The sequence below is a fragment of the Citricoccus parietis genome (genome assembly GCF_042433045.1).
Lineage (GTDB): Bacteria > Actinomycetota > Actinomycetes > Actinomycetales > Micrococcaceae > Citricoccus > Citricoccus parietis.
Window position 1 is genome coordinate 1 of sequence record NZ_JBHLWH010000005.1, and the last position, 20,906, is coordinate 20,906.

The following is a 20,906-nucleotide window of genomic DNA, read 5'->3' on the forward strand; positions in this document are numbered from 1 at the left end:
CGGCCCGCCACGTCACCGTCAACCGGCCGTTCTCCCACACCTTGGTCAACGGCGTCACAAACCCCGGCAATTGCGGCTCGCCGTATTGACTCTTCGCGGCGGCCACCAGGCGGTCCACGTTCTTGCGGATGGTCGGCAACTGGGCGTCCAGATACCGCCCCGGGCAGGCCGTGGAGTTGGTGACCTTGTGCCCCAGGATCGTAGGAACGGTGACCCTGGTGCCGTCACTCCACCGGGCGGTGCCCTTGCCTCGCTGGGTCAGTGTGACCTTGGCCGTCGGATCGACGTCATACCGGTAGGCCTGCCAAGCCAGCACCTTCTCGATGGCCCGCACCATGGGTGCCGGGGCCGAGGCGATGTCATAGTTGCCCATGGCGGAGATGCCGATGGTGTCCGTGTTGAACCCGCCGGCCTGAGCGCCCTGGACGGGCTTCTCGATCGATCCACGGCGGCCCTGGAAGATGTTGCCGTACTTGTCCACCAGGAACTGGTAGCCGATGTCTCCCCAGTCCAGGGAGACCGCGTGGTACTGGAAGATGCCGCGGATCTGGGCATAGGCGCCGGAGGCGGAGTAGTTGTTCGAGCCTGCCGTGTGGTGCACGTACATCGCCTGGAGGTCCGTCGACGGGGTCCCCCAGTCCTTGACCTTGCTCTCATCGGCACCCCACTGCGCGCGGGTGATGATCTTCGGCTTGACCGCATCGGCCGAGGCGTTGGCCGTGGCGGTGGCCTGGGCGGTCCCGGTGATCAGTCCCTGCTGTTCATGGACGGCGGGCCTGAAGGCCGCGTCGCCTCCCGTGCCGAGGGAGGCGGCCGGTACGGCCTCTGCACCCTGGCTGGAGGCTGCGGACTCCTGGCTGGCCAGGCCGGCCTGCTGCTCGATCTCCGCCAGGTCGTCTGAGGCGGAGGAAGCCGCCTCCAGCTTGCCGTCGGTCTCGGCCGTGCCCGGGTCGATGAGCTCGAGCTCCAGGCCCGCCGGAACTTCGCCGTCCGCCGTGGTCACTCGGGCCTGGATGGCATCGCCACCGCTGGAGATCAACGGCTCGGTGCCCACGCGGTCCGCATGGGGCGCCTCATCGCCGTCGTGGATCTCCATGCTGTTCCAGTCGGTCCACTCCCCGGCCTCACGCACGCGCAGGGACACGTCGGTGACCTGGTCCGCCTCGGCGATGTCCCACGTCACACCCGCGACGATGAAGTCCATGGTCTCGACCGGTTGGGTCAGGGCCGCGATGTGCTCGACCTCGACCTCCTGCGTGGACGAGATGGCACCGTTGAAGACAGAGTCGGTCAGTTCATCGGCCTCGGGGGCCGCTGGAGCATCGACGGCGGCGTCAGCCTTGGCCCGCAGGTCCCGGATCACGACGTCGGAGGGCTGGGACTCGCTGCCCGCGGACGTCGGTGCGGTGCCGGACACGGGGGTTGACCGGGCCGAGAGTGTCGAGGACATCAGCGAGACCTCGGGTTCGGTGGCCTCGGACTCAGCGGCCGCGGCTTCGCTGGCCTCCGGTGTCGAGGACGCCGACGGCTCGGCGAGGTCAGGGGCGTCCGTGACCGAGGGAGCCAGCGTGCTGTCAGGCGCCTGGGTGCCGTCTGTCGTCTCGGTGCCGTCAGGCGTCTCGGTGCTCTCAGGACTCGGTGTGTCAGGGGCTTCTGCCACGTCAGGAGCCGGTGTCGACTCAGGGGTGTCCGCCACCTCGGGGAGCGCCTCGGGGTCGATGCCACCGAGGGCAATGGATTGCTCCCCGGCGCCCTTGATCTCGGAGGCCACCTCCCCTGACTCGACGGCCGGGTCAACTGCATTCTCGCTGGTGGCCGTGGTCACCGCCGGAGCAGCAGTGGTGTCCGGCACCACGGGCATGGCCGTGGCCGGCAGGACGGTGGTGGCGGTGAGCGTGAGGGCCAGGGCAGTGGCGGCGCCGGCCTTCAGGACAGGGTGGAGCGTCCGGGACATATCAGTTTTTCCCTCAAGTGGTGCAGAGCGATGGACGTGGACGTGGGATTCCCCTCAACGCCACAGATAGGTTATCAAGCGTTTATTGACTTGTAATCACTTTTGTCCCTTTGGTCTCAGCCTTAACACAGAGTTCACTCCGCGGTTGGCGCTGATGACAGGCCAAGCCAAGACAAGACAAAGGGACACCGGGTCACCCTCAAGGGTGGACCCGGTGTCCCTATGCGCGCCGTCGGTGGACGGCTGTCAGAGCACTCCGTCGATCTTAGAAGTCCCAGTCATCGTCTTCCGTGGTTTCGGCCTTGCCGATCACGTAGGAGGAGCCGGAGCCGGAGAAGAAGTCGTGGTTCTCATCCGCATTCGGGGACAGCGCCGAGAGGATGGCCGGATTCACGTCGGTGACGGCGGAGGGGAACATCCCCTCGTAGCCGAGGTTCATCAGGGCCTTGTTGGCGTTGTAGTTCAGGAACTTCTTGACGTCCTCAGCCAGGCCGACGGAATCGTAGAGGTCATGGGTGTACTGGACCTCGTTCTCGTACAGTTCGAACATGAGCTCGAAGGTGTAGTCCTTGAGCTCCTGCTGGCGCTCCGCCGACTCTTTCTCCAACCCGCGCTGGTACTTGTAGCCGATGTAGTACCCGTGCACGGCCTCGTCGCGGATGATGAGACGGATCAGGTCAGCGGTGTTGGTCAGCTTGGCACGGGAGGACCAGTACATGGGCAGGTAGAAGCCCGAGTAGAAGAGGAAGGACTCCAGGATGGTGGAGGCCACCTTCTTCTTCAGCGGATCGTCACCGTGGTAGTAGTCCAGGATGATCCGGGCCTTCCTCTGGAGGTTGGCGTTCTCCTGGGACCAACGGAACGCGTCGTCGATCTCCTTGGTGTTGGAGAGCGTGGAGAAGATCGAGGAATAGCTCTTGGCGTGCACCGACTCCATGAACGCGATGTTCGTGTAGACGGCCTCTTCATGGGTGGTCAGCGAGTCCGCAATGAGGGAGACGGCGCCCACGGTGCCCTGGATGGTGTCCAGCAGGGTCAGTCCGGTGAAGACCCGCATGGTGAGGGTCTTCTCGTCCTCGGACAGCGTGGCCCAGGACTGGATGTCATTGGACAGCGGCACCTTCTCCGGGAGCCAGAAGTTGGACGTCAGGCGGTTCCAGACCTCCACGTCCTTGTCATCCTGGATACGGTTCCAGTTGATTGCCTCGACGGTCTCGAGGGTCTTGACAGCGTCGGCCATCATCTCAGGTGTCGTCCTCACTTCAAGGGTGCAGTGCTGTGGGTGGTTCGTGGTTCAGCCGGGCGGGCCGCCGGGAAGGCGACCCGCCCGGCCAAGGCTAGTGGCCGGCGTCGGGCCCGGAAGCCTGACAGGTCAGAGCATGCAGGAGACGCAGCCCTCGACCTCGGTGCCTTCCAGCGCGAGCTGGCGCAACCGGATGTAGTAGATGGTCTTGATGCCCTTGCGCCAGGCGTAGATCTGCGCCTTGTTCAGGTCACGGGTGGTGGCCGTGTCCTTGAAGAACAGGGTCAGGGACAGGCCCTGGTCCACGTGCTGAGTGGCGGCGGCGTAGGTGTCGATGACCTTCTCGTAGCCGATCTCGTACGCATCGTCGTAGTACTCGAGGTTCTCGTTCGTCAGGTAGGGAGCCGGGTAGTAGACGCGGCCCAGCTTGCCCTCCTTGCGGATCTCGATCTTCGAGGCGACCGGGTGGATCGAGGAGGTCGAGTTGTTGATGTAGGAGATCGAACCGGTCGGCGGCACGGCCTGCAGGTTCTGGTTGAAGATGCCGTGCTCCATGACAGAGGCCTTCAGCTCGCGCCAGTCAGCCTGGGTGGGGATGGACACGTTGGCACCGGAGAACAGCTCGGCGACCCGCGGGGTGGCCGGCTCCCAGACCTGTTCGGTGTACTTGTCGAAGAACGTCCCGGAGGCGTACGTGGAGTCCTCGAAGCCGCCGAACGTCGACCCGGTCTCCATCGCGATGCGGTTGGAGGACCGCAGGGCGTGGAACAGCACCGTGTAGAAGTAGATGTTCGTGAAGTCGATGCCTTCTTCGGAGCCGTAGTGCACCCGCTCGCGGGCCAGGTAGCCGTGCAGGTTCATCTGGCCCAGGCCGATGGCGTGCGAGGAGTTGTTGCCCTGGACGATGGACGGCACCGAGTTGATCTCAGACATGGTGGACACCGCGGTGAGCGCCCGGATGGCCGTCTCGATGGACTTGCCGAAGTCCGGCGAATCCATGGTCTTGGCGATGTTCATGGATCCGAGGTTGCAGGAGATGTCCTTGCCCACGGAGGCGTAGGTCAGGTCCTCATTGAACTCCGAGGCCTCGGAGACCTGGAGGATCTCGGAGCACAGGTTGGACATGGTGATCCGGCCCTTGATCGGGTTGGCCTTATTCACCGTGTCCTCGAAGACGATGTACGGGTAGCCGGACTCGAACTGGATCTCGGCGAGCGTCTGGAAGAACTCGCGGGCGTTGATCTTGGTCTTTTTGATCCGCGCGTCGTCGACCATCTCGTAGTACTTCTCCGACACCGAGATCTCGGAGAACGGCTTGCCGTAGACGCGCTGCACGTCGTACGGGCTGAAGAGGTACATGTCCTCGTTCTTCTTGGCCAGCTCGAACGTGATGTCCGGGATGACGACGCCCAGGGACAAGGTCTTGATGCGGACCTTCTCGTCCGCGTTCTCACGCTTGGTGTCCAGGAACCGGTAGATGTCCGGGTGGTGGGCGTGCAGGTACACGGCACCGGCACCCTGGCGGGCACCGAGCTGGTTCGCGTAGGAGAAGGAGTCTTCGAGGAGCTTCATCACCGGGATGACGCCGGAGGACTGGTTCTCGATCTGCTTGATCGGGGCGCCGTGCTCACGGATGTTGGTGAGGGACAGGGCCACGCCGCCGCCGCGCTTGGACAACTGCAGGGAGGAGTTGATGCTGCGCGCGATCGACTCCATGTTGTCCTCGATGCGCAGCAGGAAGCAGGAGACGAGCTCGCCGCGCTGGGCCTTGCCGGCGTTGAGGAAGGTCGGGGTGGCGGGCTGGAAGCGTCCGCCCACCATCTCCTCCACCAGGTCGATGGCGAGCTGCTCATCGCCCTGGGCCAGGTGCAGGGCCACCATGCAGACGCGGTCCTCGTAGCGCTCCAGGTAGCGCTTGCCGTCGAAGGTCTTCAGCGCGTAGGACGTGTAGAACTTGAAGGCGCCCAGGAAGGTGGGGAAACGGAACTTCAGCCCGTAGGCGCGGTCCCAGAGACTCGTCCGGAACTCGGCGGAGTACTGCTCCAGCGTCTCGGCCTCGTAGTAGTCGTGCTCCACGAGGTAGGTCAGCTTCTCATTCAGGTCGTGGAAGAAGACGGTGTTGTTGTTGACATGCTGCAGAAAGTATTGACGGGCTGCCGCGTGGTCGGCCTCGAACTGGATCTTGCCGTCCGCACTGTAGAGGTTCAGCATGGCGTTCAGCTCGTGGTAGCCCAGGTTCTGCCATGCCGCCGGCAACTCCTTGGCCGACCTGATCATGTCCTGCTCGGTGATTGTCATCCCCAAAACCTTTCCAGTCCTTCGCGCACGGCCGTGACGTCCTCCGGCGTGCCCATGAGTTCGAATCTGTACATCAGGGGCACCTCGCACTTGCGCGCCACGATGTCCCCGGCGAGGCAGTAGGCCTCGTAGAAGTTGGTGTTCCCTGCGGCAATGACGCCCCGGATCAGATCCCGGTTCGACTTGACGTTGAGGAATTTGATGACCTGCTTCGGAACGGCTCCCGTGCCGTCTCCCCCGCCATAGGTCGGCAGGATGAGGACGAAGGGCTCCGTGGCCAGGAGGGTCGGCTCCTTGGTGATGATCGGCAGCCGCGCCACTTCACCCTCCGGCAGCTCCAGTTTGGAGACGAAGCGGTGGGTGTAGCCGGAGGCGGAGGAGAAGTAGATCAGGCGTGCAGCGGTCTGTTGTGGGGTCTGGGACCCCACAACACCTGTCGGCCTGCTCTCGCTGACCACGCTCGTCATGGTGACCTCGGGAACCTCAGGCCACCGAGGCGGCAGCGGCGGTGGCCAGCTCCTCGATCTTGTCCGGACGGAAGCCGGACCAGTGCTCGGCACCCGTGATGACGACCGGGGCCTGCATGTAGCCCAACGACCGGACGCGCTCCAGTGCCTCGGCGTCCTGGGACATGTCCACGGTCTCGTAGGCGATGCCCTTCTTGTCCAGGGCGCGGTAGGTGGCATTGCACTGCACGCAAGCCGGCTTGGAGTAAACGGTGACGGTCATGGTCATTCCCCTGTCCTCGGCTACCGCGTCCGGATTGCCGGACCGGCGGGCGTTTCTGCTCTGTGGTCTGTGTTCTTGCGTCATGGCCGCGAAATCCGTCTAGGACCTGTTCAACAGGTCCCGATACCGTGGATTCCGGGTCCGCCCGGACTCTCCGGCATGAAAAACTGCGCGGTCCGAACTGCTGACATCAATACTACATCTAGTGGTGACCGTATGGAACAACCACAAGATCCTGTCTTACATGGTTGAGATTAGTTTCCCCCAATTCGTCCACAGGCGGTGTGGATGAACGGACCGTGTACGCACCCGCCCGAACGCCGGAATCACGCCGATCGACGGTTGCGGGCCGGAGAACGTCCACAGGGTGTGGACGAAGAGGCCCGGTGTTGTGCACAGATTCTTTTGACCCAGCACGGCGGCGTGTCCTGTCCGCGGCAGCGGCGTGTCGGCGTCGTGGCGGGACCGGTCGGCATCACGGACAAGACACGGATAGCCTCGAGGAACCACAGGAGGCACCACAGGAGGGACTCCCATGCCCACGCCAGAGACACCCCGCCGCCTGGTCAACACCCACGACCTCGCCGACCTCGCCGCCCGAGATGCAGCGACCGCCGCAGACGCCACAGATGTCACAGCTGCCAGAGTCGCCACCGGCGCCGCGGGCGCGATCTGGAAACTCGATGAGCCGGTCCGGGAGCTCGACTCGAACATCATCGCGTTGCCGGCCGGTGACGGGATCGACGCGCACCAGGGCCCGGACAACGACGTGATGATCCATGTCCTTGACGGCTCCGGCACGCTCGGAACCGCAGCGGGAGACCTGACCCTACGGCCTGGAGACCTCCTGTGGATGCCCCGGCGTTCGATGCGCCGCTTCACCGCGGGCGGTTCCGGACTGATCTACCACACGGTCCACGTCAGGAAGCCGGGCCTGCTCCCGACTCTGCGCCGATGACGTCGCTGCCAAACTGGGCGATGGCGTCCCCGATGGACCGGTGCAGGGTGGGGTAGGCCCACGGGATCCGCGCCAGCTCGGCCAGCGGCACCCGGGCGTGGACGGCCACGGTGAGCGCCCCGAGGATCTCCCCGGCATGAGGGCCCACCACCGCCGCGCCGATGAGCACTCCCCCACTCGTCCTGGTCCCGGATCCCTTCCCAGTCCCCTTCTCGTCCGCATTCCCCTCCGCCCGAGCCACCAGGGTCAGGTGCCCTCGAACCTCGTCGATCCAGCCCCGGCTTGAGGCCCCGAGGTCCACCCTCGCCACGTGGACCTCGGAGGCATCGCCGCCCCCATGTTCCACGGCCTTCCGGGCCTCACCCTCAGAGAGCCCGACGGCGGCCACTTCCGGATCCGTGTACGTCACCCGGGGTACGGCATGGCGGGGAAAGGGGCGCGGGGCCGCTCCGGCCAGGAGCTGGTCCGCCACCACCGCCGCCTGGGCCATGGACGTGTGGGTGAAGGGGCCGGCACCGGTCATGTCCCCGATGGCGTACCGGCCCGGAACGGGCTGCCCGCCCTCCGCGACCGCGCCGTCCAGGACGCGGCACCAGTCATCCACGTCCACGGGGTCCCGCGGCACCCGGCCGGTGGCCAGCAGCACCCGGTCCACGGTCAGCCGGCCCCCCGTGGTCAGCTCCAGGTCCACGGGGCCGACCGAGGCCGGGATGCCGTGGGACGTCTCATACCGGGAGGCCTCCCCGGCCTGCACGCGACTGATCTCCGTCCCCGTCCGGACGTCGATCCCCTCGGACCGGAACCGCTCCGCCACCAGCTCGCCGGCCTCCGGGGCCTCGCCCGAGAGCAGCCTTTCACCGCGCACCAGCAGGCTGACGCGGACGCCGAAACCGGCCAGCGCCTGCGCCAGTTCACACCCCACGGGCCCACCGCCCACGATGGCCAGGGAGGCCGGGAGTGTCTCGGCCGTCACCACGTCCCGGTGGGTCCACGTCACCGCCTCCGGCAGGCCGGGCACCGGGATCCGCACCGATTCCGAGCCGGTGTTCAGGACCACCGCACGGCGGGCCGTCCAGGTCTGGCGCGCGCCGCCGTCGTTGGGGGTGACGGTGACCCTGGTGCCGTCTGAGGCCGGGCCGGTTGCGGGACCTCCCGCGATCTCAGCCCGCCCGTGGACGAACTCCGCGCCGGTGCCGAGCAGCCGCTCCACGGCCACCCGGTCGTCCCAGTGGTCCGTGGCCTCCTCCCGGATCCGCCGCGCCACCCTCGCCCACGAGGCGTCCTCCCTCCGGGACTCGTGCAGCATCATCTTCGACGGGATGCAGCCGTAGTACGGGCATTCGCCACCGACCAGGTGCTCATCCACGGCCAGCACCGACCAGCCGCCGCGCGCCAGCCGTGCGGCGACGTCCTCCCCGCCGGGGCCGAGTCCGATCACGACGGCGTCGACCGTCCTGGACACCGAGACGGACGTGGCGGACATGGGCCCGGACGTGGGGATCGACGCCGGGATGGGGGTGGACGCTGGGGTGGAGGGGGAAGCCATGGGACCAGACTTCCATCAGCACACCCCGGGTGGCGAGAGACAGTGTGCCCCGACCCACGCCTAACGCGGCGCTCCGGGCCCAGCGACCGGACACCCTCCCCCTGAAGGCGCCCCACCCCTACGCTGAGCCCATGGTCACCGTTGCCGAGAACCTCATCCAGACCCTTTCCCTCAATGGCGTCCAGCGCATCTATGGCCTGCCCGGCGATTCGCTCAATGCCATCACGGAGTCCCTCCGGACCCACCCCGAGATCGAGTGGGTGCACGTGCGCCATGAGGAGACCGCGGCGTTCGCCGCCGGGGCCGAGGCGGAGATGACCGGTGACGTGACGGTCTGTGCGGGCAGCTGCGGCCCCGGGAACCTGCACCTGATCAACGGGCTCTACGATGCCCAGCGCAGCCGCGTCCCGGTGCTCGCGCTCGCCGCCCACATCCCCACGGAGGAGATCGGCACCACCTACTTCCAGGAGACGCACCCGCAGGAGCTGTTCCGGGAGTGCTCCGTCTATGTGGAGTACGTGGCCGATCCGAAGCAGATGCCCCGCCTGCTGGAGATCGCCCTGCGCACCGCCATCGAGCAACGCGGCGTGGCAGTCCTGGTGATCCCCGGTGATGTCGCCTCGGCGGCCGCCCACGACGATCGCCGCACCCTCGTGCGGAAGGCCCGCTCCGCCGTCGTGCCCCTGCCGGACCAGTTGCAGGAGGCCGCCGATGTCCTCAACGCGGCGCGGAGCGTCACCATCCTGGGCGGCGCGGGGACCGCCGGAGCGCACGCCGAGGTGATGCAGCTGGCCGAGCGACTGGCCTCGCCGATCGTGCACGCGATGCGCGGCAAGGAACACCTGGAGTACGACAGCCCGTACGACGTCGGCATGACCGGCCTGCTCGGCTTCGCCAGCGGGTACAAGGCGATGTCCGAGGCGGACGCCATCCTCATGCTGGGCACGGACTTCCCCTACCCGCAGTTCTATCCGGACGATGCCCGGGTGATCCAGGTCGACATCCGTGGCGCGCAGATCGGGCGCCGGCGCCCCGTGGACGTGGCCCTGGTGGGCGGGGTGCGGGAGACGGCGGCGGCGCTGGTCCCGCTGCTGGAGCAGAAGAAGGACAGGCACCTCAAGGACGCGCGGAAGCACTATGCCAAGACGCGCGCGAAGCTGGACGACCTCGCCACCCCGGCACGGAAGGGCGCAGCCGTGCACCCGCAGTATCTGGCACGGCGGATCAGTGCCCTGGCGGCCGAGGACGCCGTGTTCATCCCGGACGTCGGCTCCCCCGTGGTCTACGCCGCCCGGTACCTCGAGATGAACGGACGACGCCGGCTGCTCGGCTCGTTCTCGCACGGCTCCATGGCGAATGCGGTCCCGCAGGCGATCGGGGTGCTGGCCCAGGACCGCGCCCGGCAGACCGTCACGCTCTCCGGCGACGGCGGGCTGACCATGCTACTGGGTGACCTGCTCACGCTGGTGCAGATGAAGCTGCCGGCGAAGGTGGTGGTGTTCAACAACTCGTCCCTGAATTTCGTGGAGCTCGAGATGAAGGCCGCCGGGCAGCTGCCCTTCGCCACGAGCCTGGAGAACCCCGACTTCGCCGCCGTGGCCCGGGCCATGGGCATCAAGGGCATCCGGGTGGAGGACTCGAGGGACGTGGATGCGGCGCTCACGGAGGCCTTCGCGCACGACGGCCCGGCTCTGGTGGACGTCCTGACCGACCCGCAGGAACTCACCATTCCGCCGGCCATCCAGTTCGAACAGGCCAAGGGCTTCGCGCTGTACTCCCTCCGCACCGTCCTCTCGGGCCGCGGCGACGAGCTGTTCGACCTGGCGAAGACGAACCTGCGGCAGTTGTTCTAGTCCCGGCTAGGGTTGCCGGGTGGACCGAACGCCGAAGAACCTCATCCTCGCCTACGTCCTGTGTGTGGCACTCGGTCTGGTGGGGGCGCATCGGTTCTACCTGGGGCATCGTGCGCTCGGGGTGGTGTACCCGATCCTGACCGTGGCCGGCCTTGCCAGTGCTCCCTGGGGCATCGGGTTCGTGTTCGGCGGGTTGGTGATCCTGTTGTGCCTGATCGACGTCGTGCGCCTGCCCGGACTCGTCCGGAGGGCCGACGGCGGCCTCAACTAGGCGCGATCGCGCAGTTCCGCCTCAGCGACCCGGGTGACCGTCTCTCCGGTCCACCGTCCGTGCCGGTCCATCATGTGTCCCAATCGCTTGGGGGTCCGCAAGACGACTCCCCGGCGCAGGCGCACTCCGCGTTTCAGGGCGTTCTGCATCGCCACCTCGAGTTGGTGGATCGCTGCGAGGTTCTTGAGCCAGACATCCACCACGAGGTTCTCGCTACCACCACTGGTGGCGGCGAAGCGGATTTCCGGCAGGCCGCCCACCATGCGTGCGAAGTCCTGGAGGGACACGGCCTCGACGTCCATGAAATACCACACATGCACGGGCCACCCAGAAAGTGTGTTGACCAGGTCCGTCCGCAGATGGAACCGTCCGCTGTGCAGCAGGACCGCCAAGGCGTCCTGCACCCGTTGCGGCGGGACCCTCGCAATGCGTGCGAGCTCCGCCGCCGAGGTCCGACCATCGCGGCCCAAGACCTCGACGATCACCGCCTCCAACTCGGCGGGAACGGTTCGTGGTGCGCGTGCCCGGGGCCCCGCCGCACGGGGAATTGACTGGACCTCGGACTCATCCAGTTCCCGAATGGTCCATTCGTCGGCCACGCGTAGTACCCCGGTCAGGATCTGGGTCCGGATCTGCCTGACATGCGGTATGGACGGGAGGTCCTCCAGCAGGAACTCCGTCAGCTCCCGTTCCGTGGCGGCACCGACCGTGACCACCAGGGACAGTCCGGACGCCACGATGTCGATCGTGGTGGCCGCGGGGATCGGACTCAGCCGGCCGACCGCCTGCTTCACGTAGCCCGGCTCGATGTCGACTTCCACGATGGCCGAACCGTGCTGGGGAGTCCCCACGGCGTAGCCATGGGTCAAGGCCAGACCCGACTCGGTCAGGGCCTTCCAACGCCGGGCCAACGTCGTTTCATTCAGGCCGACCACCGGCGCCAAATCTGTCCAGGGGGCCCGGGGAGACACCTGCAGTGCGTGAATCAACCTCCGGTCCATCTCATGCAAATGCATTTCCTGCATATGGCCCTCAATTTTTGGTCGAATCCTGCGATTTTTCACGATGGAAAAACTCTAGGCCGAGCGTTGCCATCACACAAGATCGGGGACCGCAGCCGTTATCGCGATGGGACGGCATCGGACCCCACAGACTTCTCAGGACAAGAGGCCCCTCATGAGCGTCACCGAGAACACCACCATGACCGTCGGACTGCATCCGGTCCTCTGGATCGGCGCAGGCCTGGTCCTCGCCATCGTCGTGGTGCAGTCCCTCGTCTACCTCCGTGCGGCACGCAAGGCCGCCCCCGAGGCCGGGATGACCGGTCTGGACTTCACCACCGCCGTCCGCACCGGCGCCACATCCGCCATCGGACCGTCGCTTGCCGTGTGCCTCATCGCCATGGCCGTGTTGCCGGTCCTGGCCACCCCCAGCACCCTGACCCGCATCGGTCTCGTCGGCTCGGCCGCCTACGAGACCATGGCGGCCGACGTCGCCCTCGGTGCCATGGGAAGCGGGCTGGGGCAGGACAACGTCACCGGCACCATGTTTGTCTCGATGCTACTGGCCCTGGCCATCGCCGGTTCCGGGTGGATGGTGGTGACACTGATCGCCACTCCACTGATGAAGCGGGGGCTCAAGACCAACACCAAGACAGCGGCGGGGAAGGCCTCACGCTGGGCCGTCGTGCCCGCTGCGGCCCTGGTCGGCGCATTCTTCACCATGGGTCTCAAGGAAGTCTCCGCCGGCCTCACCCCGCTGCTGGTGTTCCTGGCCTCGGCCGGCGTCATGCTCCTGGCGACCTACCTGTCCAAGCGCACCGGTAAGGGTTGGTTCCTGGAATGGGCCTTGGGCATCGCCCTGTTCGTCGGCATCGCCGTCGGCTACGTCCTTTCCTGACATCCCAGCACCAGACTCCCCTGGATAACTCCGATCCCGAACGAGGTTCCCATGTCTGCTCCCACTGAAGCCACCACCGGCACGTCTGACTCCGCGATCCGGTCCGTGACCGGCACCGGCTCGATCCCCCATCCGCTCGCCACTTTCGATAAGATCACCTCGGTCTGGGGCCCCGTCACCATGCTGGCCGGACTCCTGGCGATGATGTCCGGACCCGTATTCCTGGCAGTCTTCGGCGGTTTCGATGTCGATTTCGGCACGGTGGCGATGGCCGTCGTCGCCATCGCCATGGTGTTCGGCGTCATCTGGTTCGTCGAACCAGTCTCCTACTTCCCCATTCTGGGTCCGGCGGCCATGTACCAGGCCTTCCTCATCGGAAACATCTCCACCAAGCTCCTGCCCTCGGCCATGGCGGCACAAACCCGCATCAAGGCCAAAGTGGGCACGCCCAAGGCCCAGCTCGCGGCCGCGGCGGCCATCTCCGCCGCAGGACTGATCCACGTGGTCTCCCTGATCCTGTTCGTCGGCCTACTGGGCAACTGGCTCCTGGGCATGATCCCCAGCGACATCCTGTCCGCCGTCTCCACCTTCATCATGCCGGCCGTCCTCGGCGCCTTCATTGTCCAGGCGGTCCAGACCAATTGGGGCAACAAGCCCGTACTCCTCACCGGCCTGGTCGTCGCCGCGGTCATCATCGTCGTGCTCCTGCCGTTAGTGCCCGGCCTAGCCACGTTCGCCACCCTGCTCGGCGTCGTCCTGACCATTGCCGTGGTCGTCATGCTGCCGCGCAAAGCCGCCCCGACCGCCGGCGCCGGGGAATCGACGTCCGAAGAGCTCATCAACTAGGACAACCTCTAGGCTCAAGAACCAATCCCTCATTGACAAGGAACAACATCATGAATCACGTTCAGAAGATCTCCGAGGCCATCGATGTCCTGGCACCCGAGTTCACGGCCCTCTCCGACTCGATCTGGGACGAACCGGAACTGCGCTGGGACGAGTACACGTCCATGGAGAAACAGATCAGGGTCATCGAGGGCCACGGTTTCGAGGTCACCCGCACCGTCGCTGGGATCCCCACCGCCTTCTCCGCGGAGAAGGGATCGGGTGGGCCGGTCATCGCCTTCTTGGGTGAATACGATGCCCTGGACGACCTCACCCAGGCCAGCGGCTCCCCGGAGCGCCACCCCGATCCCCACAGCAGCTCGGTCAACGGCCACGGATGCGGGCACAATCTCCTCGGCAGCGGCGCCCTCCTGGCCGCCGTCGCCACCGCTGCGTACCTTGAAGAGCATCACCTGCCGGGCATCGTCCGCTTTTACGGCTGCCCCGCCGAGGAGGCCGCCGCCGGCAAGTCCTTCATGGTCAAGGACGGTGCCTTCGCAGACGTGGACTCGGCGATCACGTGGCACCCGGCCGCCACCACGGCCTACAAGCAGAGCCTCATGCTGGCCTACACGCAGGTCTACTTCCACTTCAAGGGACTCGCCGCCCACGCCGGTGCAATGCCCCACCTGGGCCGCAGCGCCCTGGACGCCGTGGAGCTGCTCAATGTGGGCACCAACTTCCTGCGCGAACACATGCCGGACAGCGCCCGCGTCCACTACGCCATCACCGACGCCGGGGGTCACTCCCCCAACGTGGTCCAGGCCAACGCCTCCGTGTACTACATCGTCCGCCACACCGACGCCCACCAGATGCGCGCACTCTACGAGCGCGTGGTGAAGATCGCCCAAGGCGCCGCCCTGATGACGGAGACAGAGCTGACCATCGAGTTCGATGGCGCCTGCTCGGAGGTCCTGCCCAATGAGGTCCTCGAACAGGTCCTGTACGAGAACGTGAAAGAACTCGGCGCGGTCCCCTTCGATGCCGAGGACCAGGCCACCGCCGCACGGTTCGCCGCGGGGCTCGATGAGCGTGAGGTCCGCACCGCCAAGAAGTCCCTGGGCTGGGACCCTTCAGACGCGCGCGCCCTTCATGACGACCTGCCCGCACCGGCCTTCGAGTCGCCCCGCATCCAAGGCACGGGCTCAACCGACGTCGGGGACGTGAGCTGGTCCGTGCCCACCGTGCAGATCTTCGCCGCCACCACCGCCATCGGCACCCCGTTCCACGCGTGGCAGACCGTCGCCCAGGGCAAGCTGCCGGCTGCCCATAAAGGCATGGTCTACGCCGCGAAGGCCATGGCCGCGACGGGTATTTCCCTCTTCGAGCACCCGGGCCGCATCGCCGAGGCCCAGGCGGAATACGACGCCCTCACGGCGCAGACGCCGTACATCAGCCCGATCCCGGACGGCGTCGTCGCTCCCCCGCTGCGCGGGATCGGCGACGTGCCGGACGATGCCAGTGAACTGAACGGCGACCTGCAATCGGCCTGATCCCGTGCCGTCGGGTCCCGGGCCGCAGTCGACGTCGGCCCGGGACCGTGCGCTGGCGACCCACCTCCGTCTCGCCCCAGAAGGAGTAGCATCGAGGTGACGACGTCTGCATTCGCGGAAGACGCTTTCTGGAAAAATGACTTCACCGTGGCGGATTGCGGCCCTCTGCGGTGCGGGCGCCCTCCACCAGATTCCTGTCTCGCAGCAGAGGAGCTGAACAGTGTCCGAAGCAGAAGGCACCCCGCCCACGTCACCCCGCCAGCCCGGGGACAACCGCGTCGAGCGCACCAAGCTCGGCGGCACCGATCCGGCGGTGGACCGCCGCCGGCAGCGCCGCGACCGTGACGAGCAGTTCCGGGCACCGCTCACCAGCAGTGAGATGGTCAAGGGTCCCGCCGATCTGGTGCCGGACAACAGGCCCCGCGTCAACTGGCGGGTACTCGCCATCGCCTCGGCCATCATCCTGGCCTTCTCCGTCTGGGCCATGGTGGCCCCGGACAATGCCTCCGCGATCATGCAGTCCGTGGTGGCATGGATCGGCACCAATCTCGGCTGGTACTACGTGCTCACCATCGCCATCGTGATCGTGTTCGTCCTCTGGGTGGCGCTGTCCAAGGAAGGCAGCGTCCGCCTCGGACCAGACCACTCGCGCCCGCAGTACAAGATGTTCACGTGGGTGGCCATGCTCTTCGCCGCCGGGGTCGGCATCGACATGCTGTTCTACTCGGTCACCGGCCCCATCCAGCACTATCTCCAGCCGCCCACCGGCGAGGGCGGCAGCCCGGAGGCCGCCCAGGAGGCCGTGGTCTGGACGATGTTCCACTACGGCATCTCCGGCTGGTCCATGTATGCCCTCATCGGGATGGCCCTGGGCTACTTCGCCTACCGCTGGGGCATGCCCCTGTCCATCCGCGCCGCCCTCTACCCGCTGCTCGGCAAACGCGTCCGCGGTGGCCTGGGCGACGCGATCGACGTCATCACCCTCGTCGGCACCATGTTCGGCGTGGCCACGTCCATGGGCATCGGCGTGGTGCTGTTGAACATCGGCTTCTCCATGATCTTCGGCCTCCCCCAAGGGCTGGCCCTGCAGATCGCCCTGGTCCTGGTCGCCGTCATCCTCACCGTGGCCGCCACGTCCTCCGGCGTGGACAAGGGGATCAAGTGGATCTCGGAACTGAACATCTGGGCCGCGGCCGCCATGCTGCTGTACATCCTGGTGACCGGGCCCACCTCGTTCCTGCTCAACGGCGTGGTCCAGAACATCGGCCGCTTCATCGTCACCCTGCCCGAACGCACGTTGCAGACCTTCGGCTACGAGGCCGGCGGGGCCGAGTGGATGTCCGGTCAGACCCTGTTCTTCTGGGCCTTCTGGCTGGCTTGGGGGCCCTTCGTCGGCCTGTTCCTCGCCCGGATCTCGAGAGGCCGGACGCTGCGCGAATTCGTCATCGCCGCGATCACCGCGCCGGTGCTCTGTGACTTCCTCATCGTCTCGGTCTTCGGCAATTCAGCTCTGTTCCAGGTCTTCAACGGAGACATGGACTTCGCCCAGCTGGCCATCGACCACCCCGAGGAAGGGTGGTACGCCCTGCTGGAGATGTTCCCCGGCGCGGCCTTCCTCATCGGCCTGGCCACGCTCTCGGGCCTGTTGTTCTACCTGACCAGCGCGAACTCCGGGGCCATGGTGATGGCGAACTTCTCCTCGTCCATCCCGAACCCCCTGGACGACGGGGCGAAGTGGCTGAGGATCTTCTGGGCCGTCGTCACCGCCGTGCTGACGATCGCCATGCTGGTGGCCGGCGGGGTGACCACCATGGAGTACGGCACGCTGATCTTCGCCCTCCCCTTCACGGTCATCGCCTACCTCATCATGATGTCCTTCTCGAAGGTCCTCCGCATGGAACGGGCCGAGAGGGAGGGCCAGGTGCTACGCCGGCAGTCCGCTGCCGCCCACGGCGGCCACGTCCCTGAGCGCACCTGGCGCCAACGGTTGGCCGGCATGCGCGCCTACCCCTCGAAGAGGCAGGTCGCCCAGTTCATGGAAGACCGGGTCCAGCCGGCCCTGGCGGACGTCCTGCGGGAGTTCACCGCCCAGGGATACGAGGCCACGCTCGAGATCACCCCGGATCAGGACTCGGGGATCTCCGGGCACCAGCTCAAGGTCGCGATCCCCGAACACCGCGGCTTCCAGTACCACGCCCAGGCGGTCGAGGCGCCCGTACCGACCTTCGGCGGCCGCGGCTCGATGTCCCGCTCCACCGACGTCTACTACCGCGTGGAGGTGTTCGCCCAGACCGGCTCCGAGGGGTACGACCTCTACGGACTCAGCAAGCAGCAGGTGATTGACGACGTCCTGGACCGCTACGAGGCCCACCTCGGGTTCCTGACGTACACCCATGAGCACGACTACGCCTCCGTGCTGACGCCGGCCACCACCGTGCCCACGGCCACCGGGACCCTGGTCCAGGTACCCTCGGAGGACACCGCCGCGGAGGTGGCCGAGGATGCCGAAGAGATCCGGAACCACCTGGACCGGAGTGACCAGCAGGCAGAAGACCGGGGAGACGTCGGCGGCACCCATCACTAGCCGGCGCTCATCACCAGGTGGCGGCGACGAAGCCGTGCAGGTCGGCCTCCAGCTCGATCCGTGAGCGCATCAGCTCGGCGACCAGGCCGGCGTCGAGGGCAATACGCAAGCGGTCCCGGGGCACGGAGACGGTCATCCCGGCCACCGCTGTGCCCGAGCTGTCCCGGATGGCCACGCCGACTGCCCCGACACCCTCTTCGGTGCACTGATCGTTGACGGCGAAGCCGCGGATCCGGATCATTGCCAGTTCGGCGGCGAGCCGCGTGTGGGACCGCGCGTCGAAGGGACTGCCGACCAGCTCAGCCTGGTGGCGGTACAGCTGTTCGACCGTGGCCGGGTCCATCGTCGCGAGCAGGGCCTTACCGCCCGAGGCCGCGGCGGCCGGCAGGGCCACGCCCTGGCGGTCGCCCACTCGAACAGAGTGGTCCCCCTCCACGGTGGCCAGGAAACGCACCTCGGTCCCGGCACGCACCATCAGGTTGGCCGTCTCCCCCAGCCGACCGGCCAGCATCTCCAGGTGCGGATAAGTGCGGTGACGTAGCTCGGCCGTCCAGGGGACCCCCACCGGCGGCAGACCCAGGGCCGGGCCCGGGATGTAGCGACGGGAGGCGTCCTGGACGGCGTACCCGCGGTAGACCAGCATCGCCATGAGGCGGTGCGCCGTGGAGACGGAGACGCCCAGCAGCCGGGCCGCAACACTGATGCGCACCCGGCCGTAGTCACGCACCATCTCCATCAGGGTCAGGGCGTGGTCCACGGACTCGACGGGATACCTCGGCGACTGCCGCAGAGAGGGCGTTTTCTGCACAGTAGATCATTCTGGCACTGTTCCTGTGCTGAGGTTCACAGTAGACCTATGATCCAGAGCACATCCGCCTCGGACGCGCCCTCCGTGGCGCCCCGCCGACAGGCCACCACCACCGCCCACGGCTCACTGCAGGGCAGTGGGCTGTCCCGCCGCCAGGCCACCCTGGCCGTGGTGGTCTGCTGGCTCCTCGTGGTCTTCGACGGCTACGACCTCATCGTCTTCGGCACCGTCCAGACCTCGCTGCTGGAGGACACCGGCTGGGGCCTGGACAATGCCTCCCTCGGCCTCATGGGGTCCATGGCGTTCGTCGGGATGATGATCGGTGCCCTGCTGGCCGGGCGGATGGCCGATTCCTGGGGCCGTCGCCGCACCATCTTGGCGTGCGCCGTCACCTTCTCGATCTTCACCATCCTCTGCGCCTTCGCTCCGAGCGCCTGGGTCTTCGGCGTGTTCCGGCTGCTGGCCGGGATCGGCCTCGGCGGCCTGGTGCCCTCGGCCAACGCCATGGTGGCCGAGCTGGTCCCCGAACGCTGGCGCTCCTCCATCGCCACGTTGATGATGTCCGGCGTCCCGATCGGCGGTTCCCTGGCCGCCCTCATCGGCATCCCCCTGATTCCGTCCCTCGGCTGGCAGTCGATGTTCCTCGTGGCCGTCCTGGCCCTCGTTATCGTGGTCCCGATGGGCCTGGCCTACCTCCCCGAGACCCTGCCGTCCGAAGCCGCGGACCGAGAACGTCCCGGCGCCTCGCCGGCCACTGGCGGGGCGGCGAAGGCCGGCGGTTTCTCCCTGTTGCTCCGTGATCCCTTCCTGCTGGCCTCCATCATGTTCGCCCTGGCCACCCTGGCCACGCTGTTCGCCTGGTACGGACTCGGCACGTGGTTGCCGCGCGCCATGGAAGCCCAGGGCTACGACCTCGGCTCCGCACTGACCTTCTCGCTGTCCCTGAACGTCGGTGCCGTTCTCGGCTCGATCGTCACGGCCTGGGCCGGCGACCGCTTCGGCGCTGTCCGCTCCGGCGTCATCGCCGCCGCCCTGGCCGGCGTGGCCCTGCTGGGCCTGTTGCTCTCCCCGCCGGTGTGGCTCGTGTACGTGATCTTGATGGTGGCCGGCGTCGGGACACACGGCACGCAGTGCCTGATCATCGCCGCCGTGGCCAACCACTACCCGGGGCACCTGCGCGGCACGGCCCTCGGCTGGGCCCTGGGCGTGGGGCGCCTGGGTGCCGTGACGGCGCCGCTGGTGGCCGGATTCCTGCTCAACGGCGGCTTCGGCGCCGGATCGATCTTCGTCGCCTTCGGCGTGGCAGCCCTGGTGGCGGCGGTGCTGTTGGTCGTCATCATCGCCCAGGGCAACGGCGGGCGCGGCATCGGATCACACCAGGCCACGGCGAGCTGAAACAGCTGACAGAGTTCCACGGCCGGGGCATCACCCCGCGAACGGGCGCGTCGGGATTCCGCGCACCCCTACCTCCGCCACGAACAAGGCACCAGCCAGCGGGTCCGCATCGGTGTCCACGTCTTCCCGCGAGGTGGTGATGAACAAGCGGTCCAGGTGCTCACCGCCAAAGGTGCAGGCCGTGGTCTTGGTCGCCGGTACCTCGATCACCTCGTCGAGTCGCCCATCCGGCCGGTAACGCTGGATGACGCCTTGGCCCACCACGGCCACCCAGACACCGCCCTCCGCGTCCACGGTCAGACCGTCCGGCTGGCCGCCGTCGGCAATCTGCACGAAGGATCTCCGGGCCGTCAGGCCGTTCGCGGTGTCGTAGTCGAAGACCGAGACGTGTCCGGTGGGCGTGTCGTTGTAGTAGGCCAGGGAGCCGTCCGGGCTCCAGTCCAGCCCGTTGGAAATGGTGACGCCGTCCAGGACGACGTCGACCCGCCCGTCGACATCAAGGCGGTAGAGCGAGGCGGCACCCGGGGTCTGGTCGTACGCCATGGACCCGCAGTAGAACCGGCCGTCGGGGTCGCATGCGCCCTCGTTCATCCGCACCGCGTTCGACGCCCACACCGGGGACAGCGTGGCGATGGAGCCGTCCGAATCCTCCAGGGCAAAGCCCTGCTCGACGCCGATCACCGCGCCCCCGCCACGGCGTGGCCGCACCGCTGCAGCCACCGAAGCGACATGATGGCGAGTCACCGTGTCCCACGCGTCCCCCGCGTCGCCGGTCAGCGTGAGGATGTCCCCGGCGAGCATGTCCACCCAGCGCAGCCCTCCCCACTGCTCGGACCAGACCGGCCCCTCTCCGTGGTAGGTGATCGGGTCGGTGATCTGCTGGGCACGCATCGAAACCTCCTGGATGCGGTGAGGCAGGGTCGGAAACGAGGGCTCACCCTCAGACAACCCCGCCGGCGTGCTGGGTGCAAGGGGCTCCTTCCGGTCCTC

Annotated in this window: 17 protein-coding genes; 8 read left to right on the plus strand and 9 right to left on the minus strand. The window is 67.1% G+C overall.

What is annotated here, in order from left to right; all coding sequences use genetic code 11:
* The 5 genes from ACFFIO_RS00805 to nrdH all read right to left on the minus strand — a co-directional run.
* The coding region (locus ACFFIO_RS00805; RefSeq protein ID WP_378039785.1) for an N-acetylmuramoyl-L-alanine amidase at window positions 1-1,954 on the minus strand (1,954 nt) is incomplete at its 3' end.
* A 265-nt stretch (window positions 1,955-2,219) separates the two neighbouring features.
* A complete protein-coding gene (gene nrdF, locus ACFFIO_RS00810) occupies window positions 2,220-3,194 on the minus strand; it encodes a class 1b ribonucleoside-diphosphate reductase subunit beta (protein ID WP_378039995.1) in 975 nt (324 codons plus the stop codon).
* 132 nt (window positions 3,195-3,326) lie between these two features.
* Window positions 3,327-5,495 carry a class 1b ribonucleoside-diphosphate reductase subunit alpha gene (gene nrdE, locus ACFFIO_RS00815; RefSeq protein ID WP_378039786.1) on the minus strand — a complete coding sequence of 723 codons (2,169 nt, stop codon included), beginning with the start codon at window positions 5,493-5,495 and terminating at the stop codon, window positions 3,327-3,329.
* On the minus strand, window positions 5,492-5,962 hold the full coding sequence (nrdI, locus tag ACFFIO_RS00820) for a class Ib ribonucleoside-diphosphate reductase assembly flavoprotein NrdI (protein WP_378039787.1): 471 nt from the start codon (window positions 5,960-5,962) through the stop codon (window positions 5,492-5,494). Before nrdI ends, nrdE begins: the two co-directional genes overlap by 4 nt.
* Window positions 5,963-5,978: 16 nt before the next feature.
* Complete coding sequence (gene nrdH / locus ACFFIO_RS00825; protein ID WP_115933195.1) at window positions 5,979-6,224, minus strand: glutaredoxin-like protein NrdH; 246 nt, start codon at window positions 6,222-6,224, stop codon at window positions 5,979-5,981.
* 535 nt (window positions 6,225-6,759) lie between these two features.
* Between nrdH and ACFFIO_RS00830 the strand changes: the two genes are divergently transcribed.
* A complete protein-coding gene (locus tag ACFFIO_RS00830) occupies window positions 6,760-7,182 on the plus strand; it encodes a cupin domain-containing protein (RefSeq protein WP_378039788.1) in 423 nt (140 codons plus the stop codon).
* On the opposite strand, the gene ACFFIO_RS00835 is transcribed toward ACFFIO_RS00830, so the two are convergent.
* A complete protein-coding gene (locus tag ACFFIO_RS00835) occupies window positions 7,145-8,728 on the minus strand; it encodes a dihydrolipoyl dehydrogenase family protein (protein ID WP_378039789.1) in 1,584 nt (527 codons plus the stop codon). The two genes, ACFFIO_RS00830 and ACFFIO_RS00835, sit on opposite strands and share 38 nt — an antisense overlap.
* Before the next feature lie 131 nt (window positions 8,729-8,859).
* On the opposite strand from ACFFIO_RS00835, the gene poxB reads away from it, so the two are divergent.
* Both poxB and ACFFIO_RS00845 read left to right on the plus strand, forming a co-directional pair.
* A complete protein-coding gene (gene poxB / locus ACFFIO_RS00840) occupies window positions 8,860-10,581 on the plus strand; it encodes a ubiquinone-dependent pyruvate dehydrogenase (RefSeq protein WP_378039790.1) in 1,722 nt (573 codons plus the stop codon).
* 19 nt (window positions 10,582-10,600) lie between these two features.
* A complete protein-coding gene (locus tag ACFFIO_RS00845; protein ID WP_378039791.1) occupies window positions 10,601-10,852 on the plus strand; it encodes an NINE protein in 252 nt (83 codons plus the stop codon).
* On the opposite strand, the gene ACFFIO_RS00850 is transcribed toward ACFFIO_RS00845, so the two are convergent.
* Window positions 10,849-11,877 (minus strand): Lrp/AsnC family transcriptional regulator, encoded by a 1,029-nt coding sequence (locus ACFFIO_RS00850; RefSeq protein WP_378039793.1) that lies wholly within the window; start codon window positions 11,875-11,877, stop codon window positions 10,849-10,851. The genes ACFFIO_RS00845 and ACFFIO_RS00850 overlap by 4 nt on opposite strands.
* 151 nt (window positions 11,878-12,028) lie before the next feature.
* Between ACFFIO_RS00850 and ACFFIO_RS00855 the strand changes: the two genes are divergently transcribed.
* The 4 genes from ACFFIO_RS00855 (at window position 12,029) to betT (ending at window position 17,713) form a co-directional block, all read left to right on the plus strand.
* Window positions 12,029-12,751 (plus strand): DUF5058 family protein, encoded by a 723-nt coding sequence (locus tag ACFFIO_RS00855; protein ID WP_378039794.1) that lies wholly within the window; start codon window positions 12,029-12,031, stop codon window positions 12,749-12,751.
* Window positions 12,752-12,802: 51 nt separating this feature from the next.
* Window positions 12,803-13,597, plus strand: a complete 795-nt coding sequence (locus ACFFIO_RS00860) for a hypothetical protein (protein WP_378039795.1) — start codon at window positions 12,803-12,805, stop codon at window positions 13,595-13,597.
* 50 nt (window positions 13,598-13,647) lie between these two features.
* Window positions 13,648-15,129 (plus strand): amidohydrolase, encoded by a 1,482-nt coding sequence (locus ACFFIO_RS00865; RefSeq protein WP_378039796.1) that lies wholly within the window; start codon window positions 13,648-13,650, stop codon window positions 15,127-15,129.
* Window positions 15,130-15,349: 220 nt separating this feature from the next.
* Entirely contained in the window at window positions 15,350-17,713 is a 2,364-nt protein-coding gene (gene betT / locus ACFFIO_RS00870) for a choline BCCT transporter BetT (protein WP_378039797.1), read from the plus strand.
* Between the two features lie 10 nt (window positions 17,714-17,723).
* On the opposite strand, the gene ACFFIO_RS00875 is transcribed toward betT, so the two are convergent.
* On the minus strand, window positions 17,724-18,521 hold the full coding sequence (locus tag ACFFIO_RS00875) for an IclR family transcriptional regulator (protein ID WP_378039798.1): 798 nt from the start codon (window positions 18,519-18,521) through the stop codon (window positions 17,724-17,726).
* Between the two features lie 48 nt (window positions 18,522-18,569).
* Here ACFFIO_RS00875 and ACFFIO_RS00880 point away from each other — a divergent pair, with 48 nt between their 5' ends.
* The gene (locus tag ACFFIO_RS00880) at window positions 18,570-19,916 is read left to right on the plus strand and encodes an MFS transporter (protein ID WP_378039799.1); all 1,347 of its coding nucleotides are present in this window, start codon (window positions 18,570-18,572) and stop codon (window positions 19,914-19,916) included.
* 30 nt (window positions 19,917-19,946) lie between these two features.
* Here ACFFIO_RS00880 and ACFFIO_RS00885 read toward each other — a convergent pair whose 3' ends face one another.
* Window positions 19,947-20,807 carry an SMP-30/gluconolactonase/LRE family protein gene (locus ACFFIO_RS00885; RefSeq protein ID WP_378039800.1) on the minus strand — a complete coding sequence of 287 codons (861 nt, stop codon included), beginning with the start codon at window positions 20,805-20,807 and terminating at the stop codon, window positions 19,947-19,949.
* Between the last annotated feature and the right edge of the window lie 99 nt (window positions 20,808-20,906).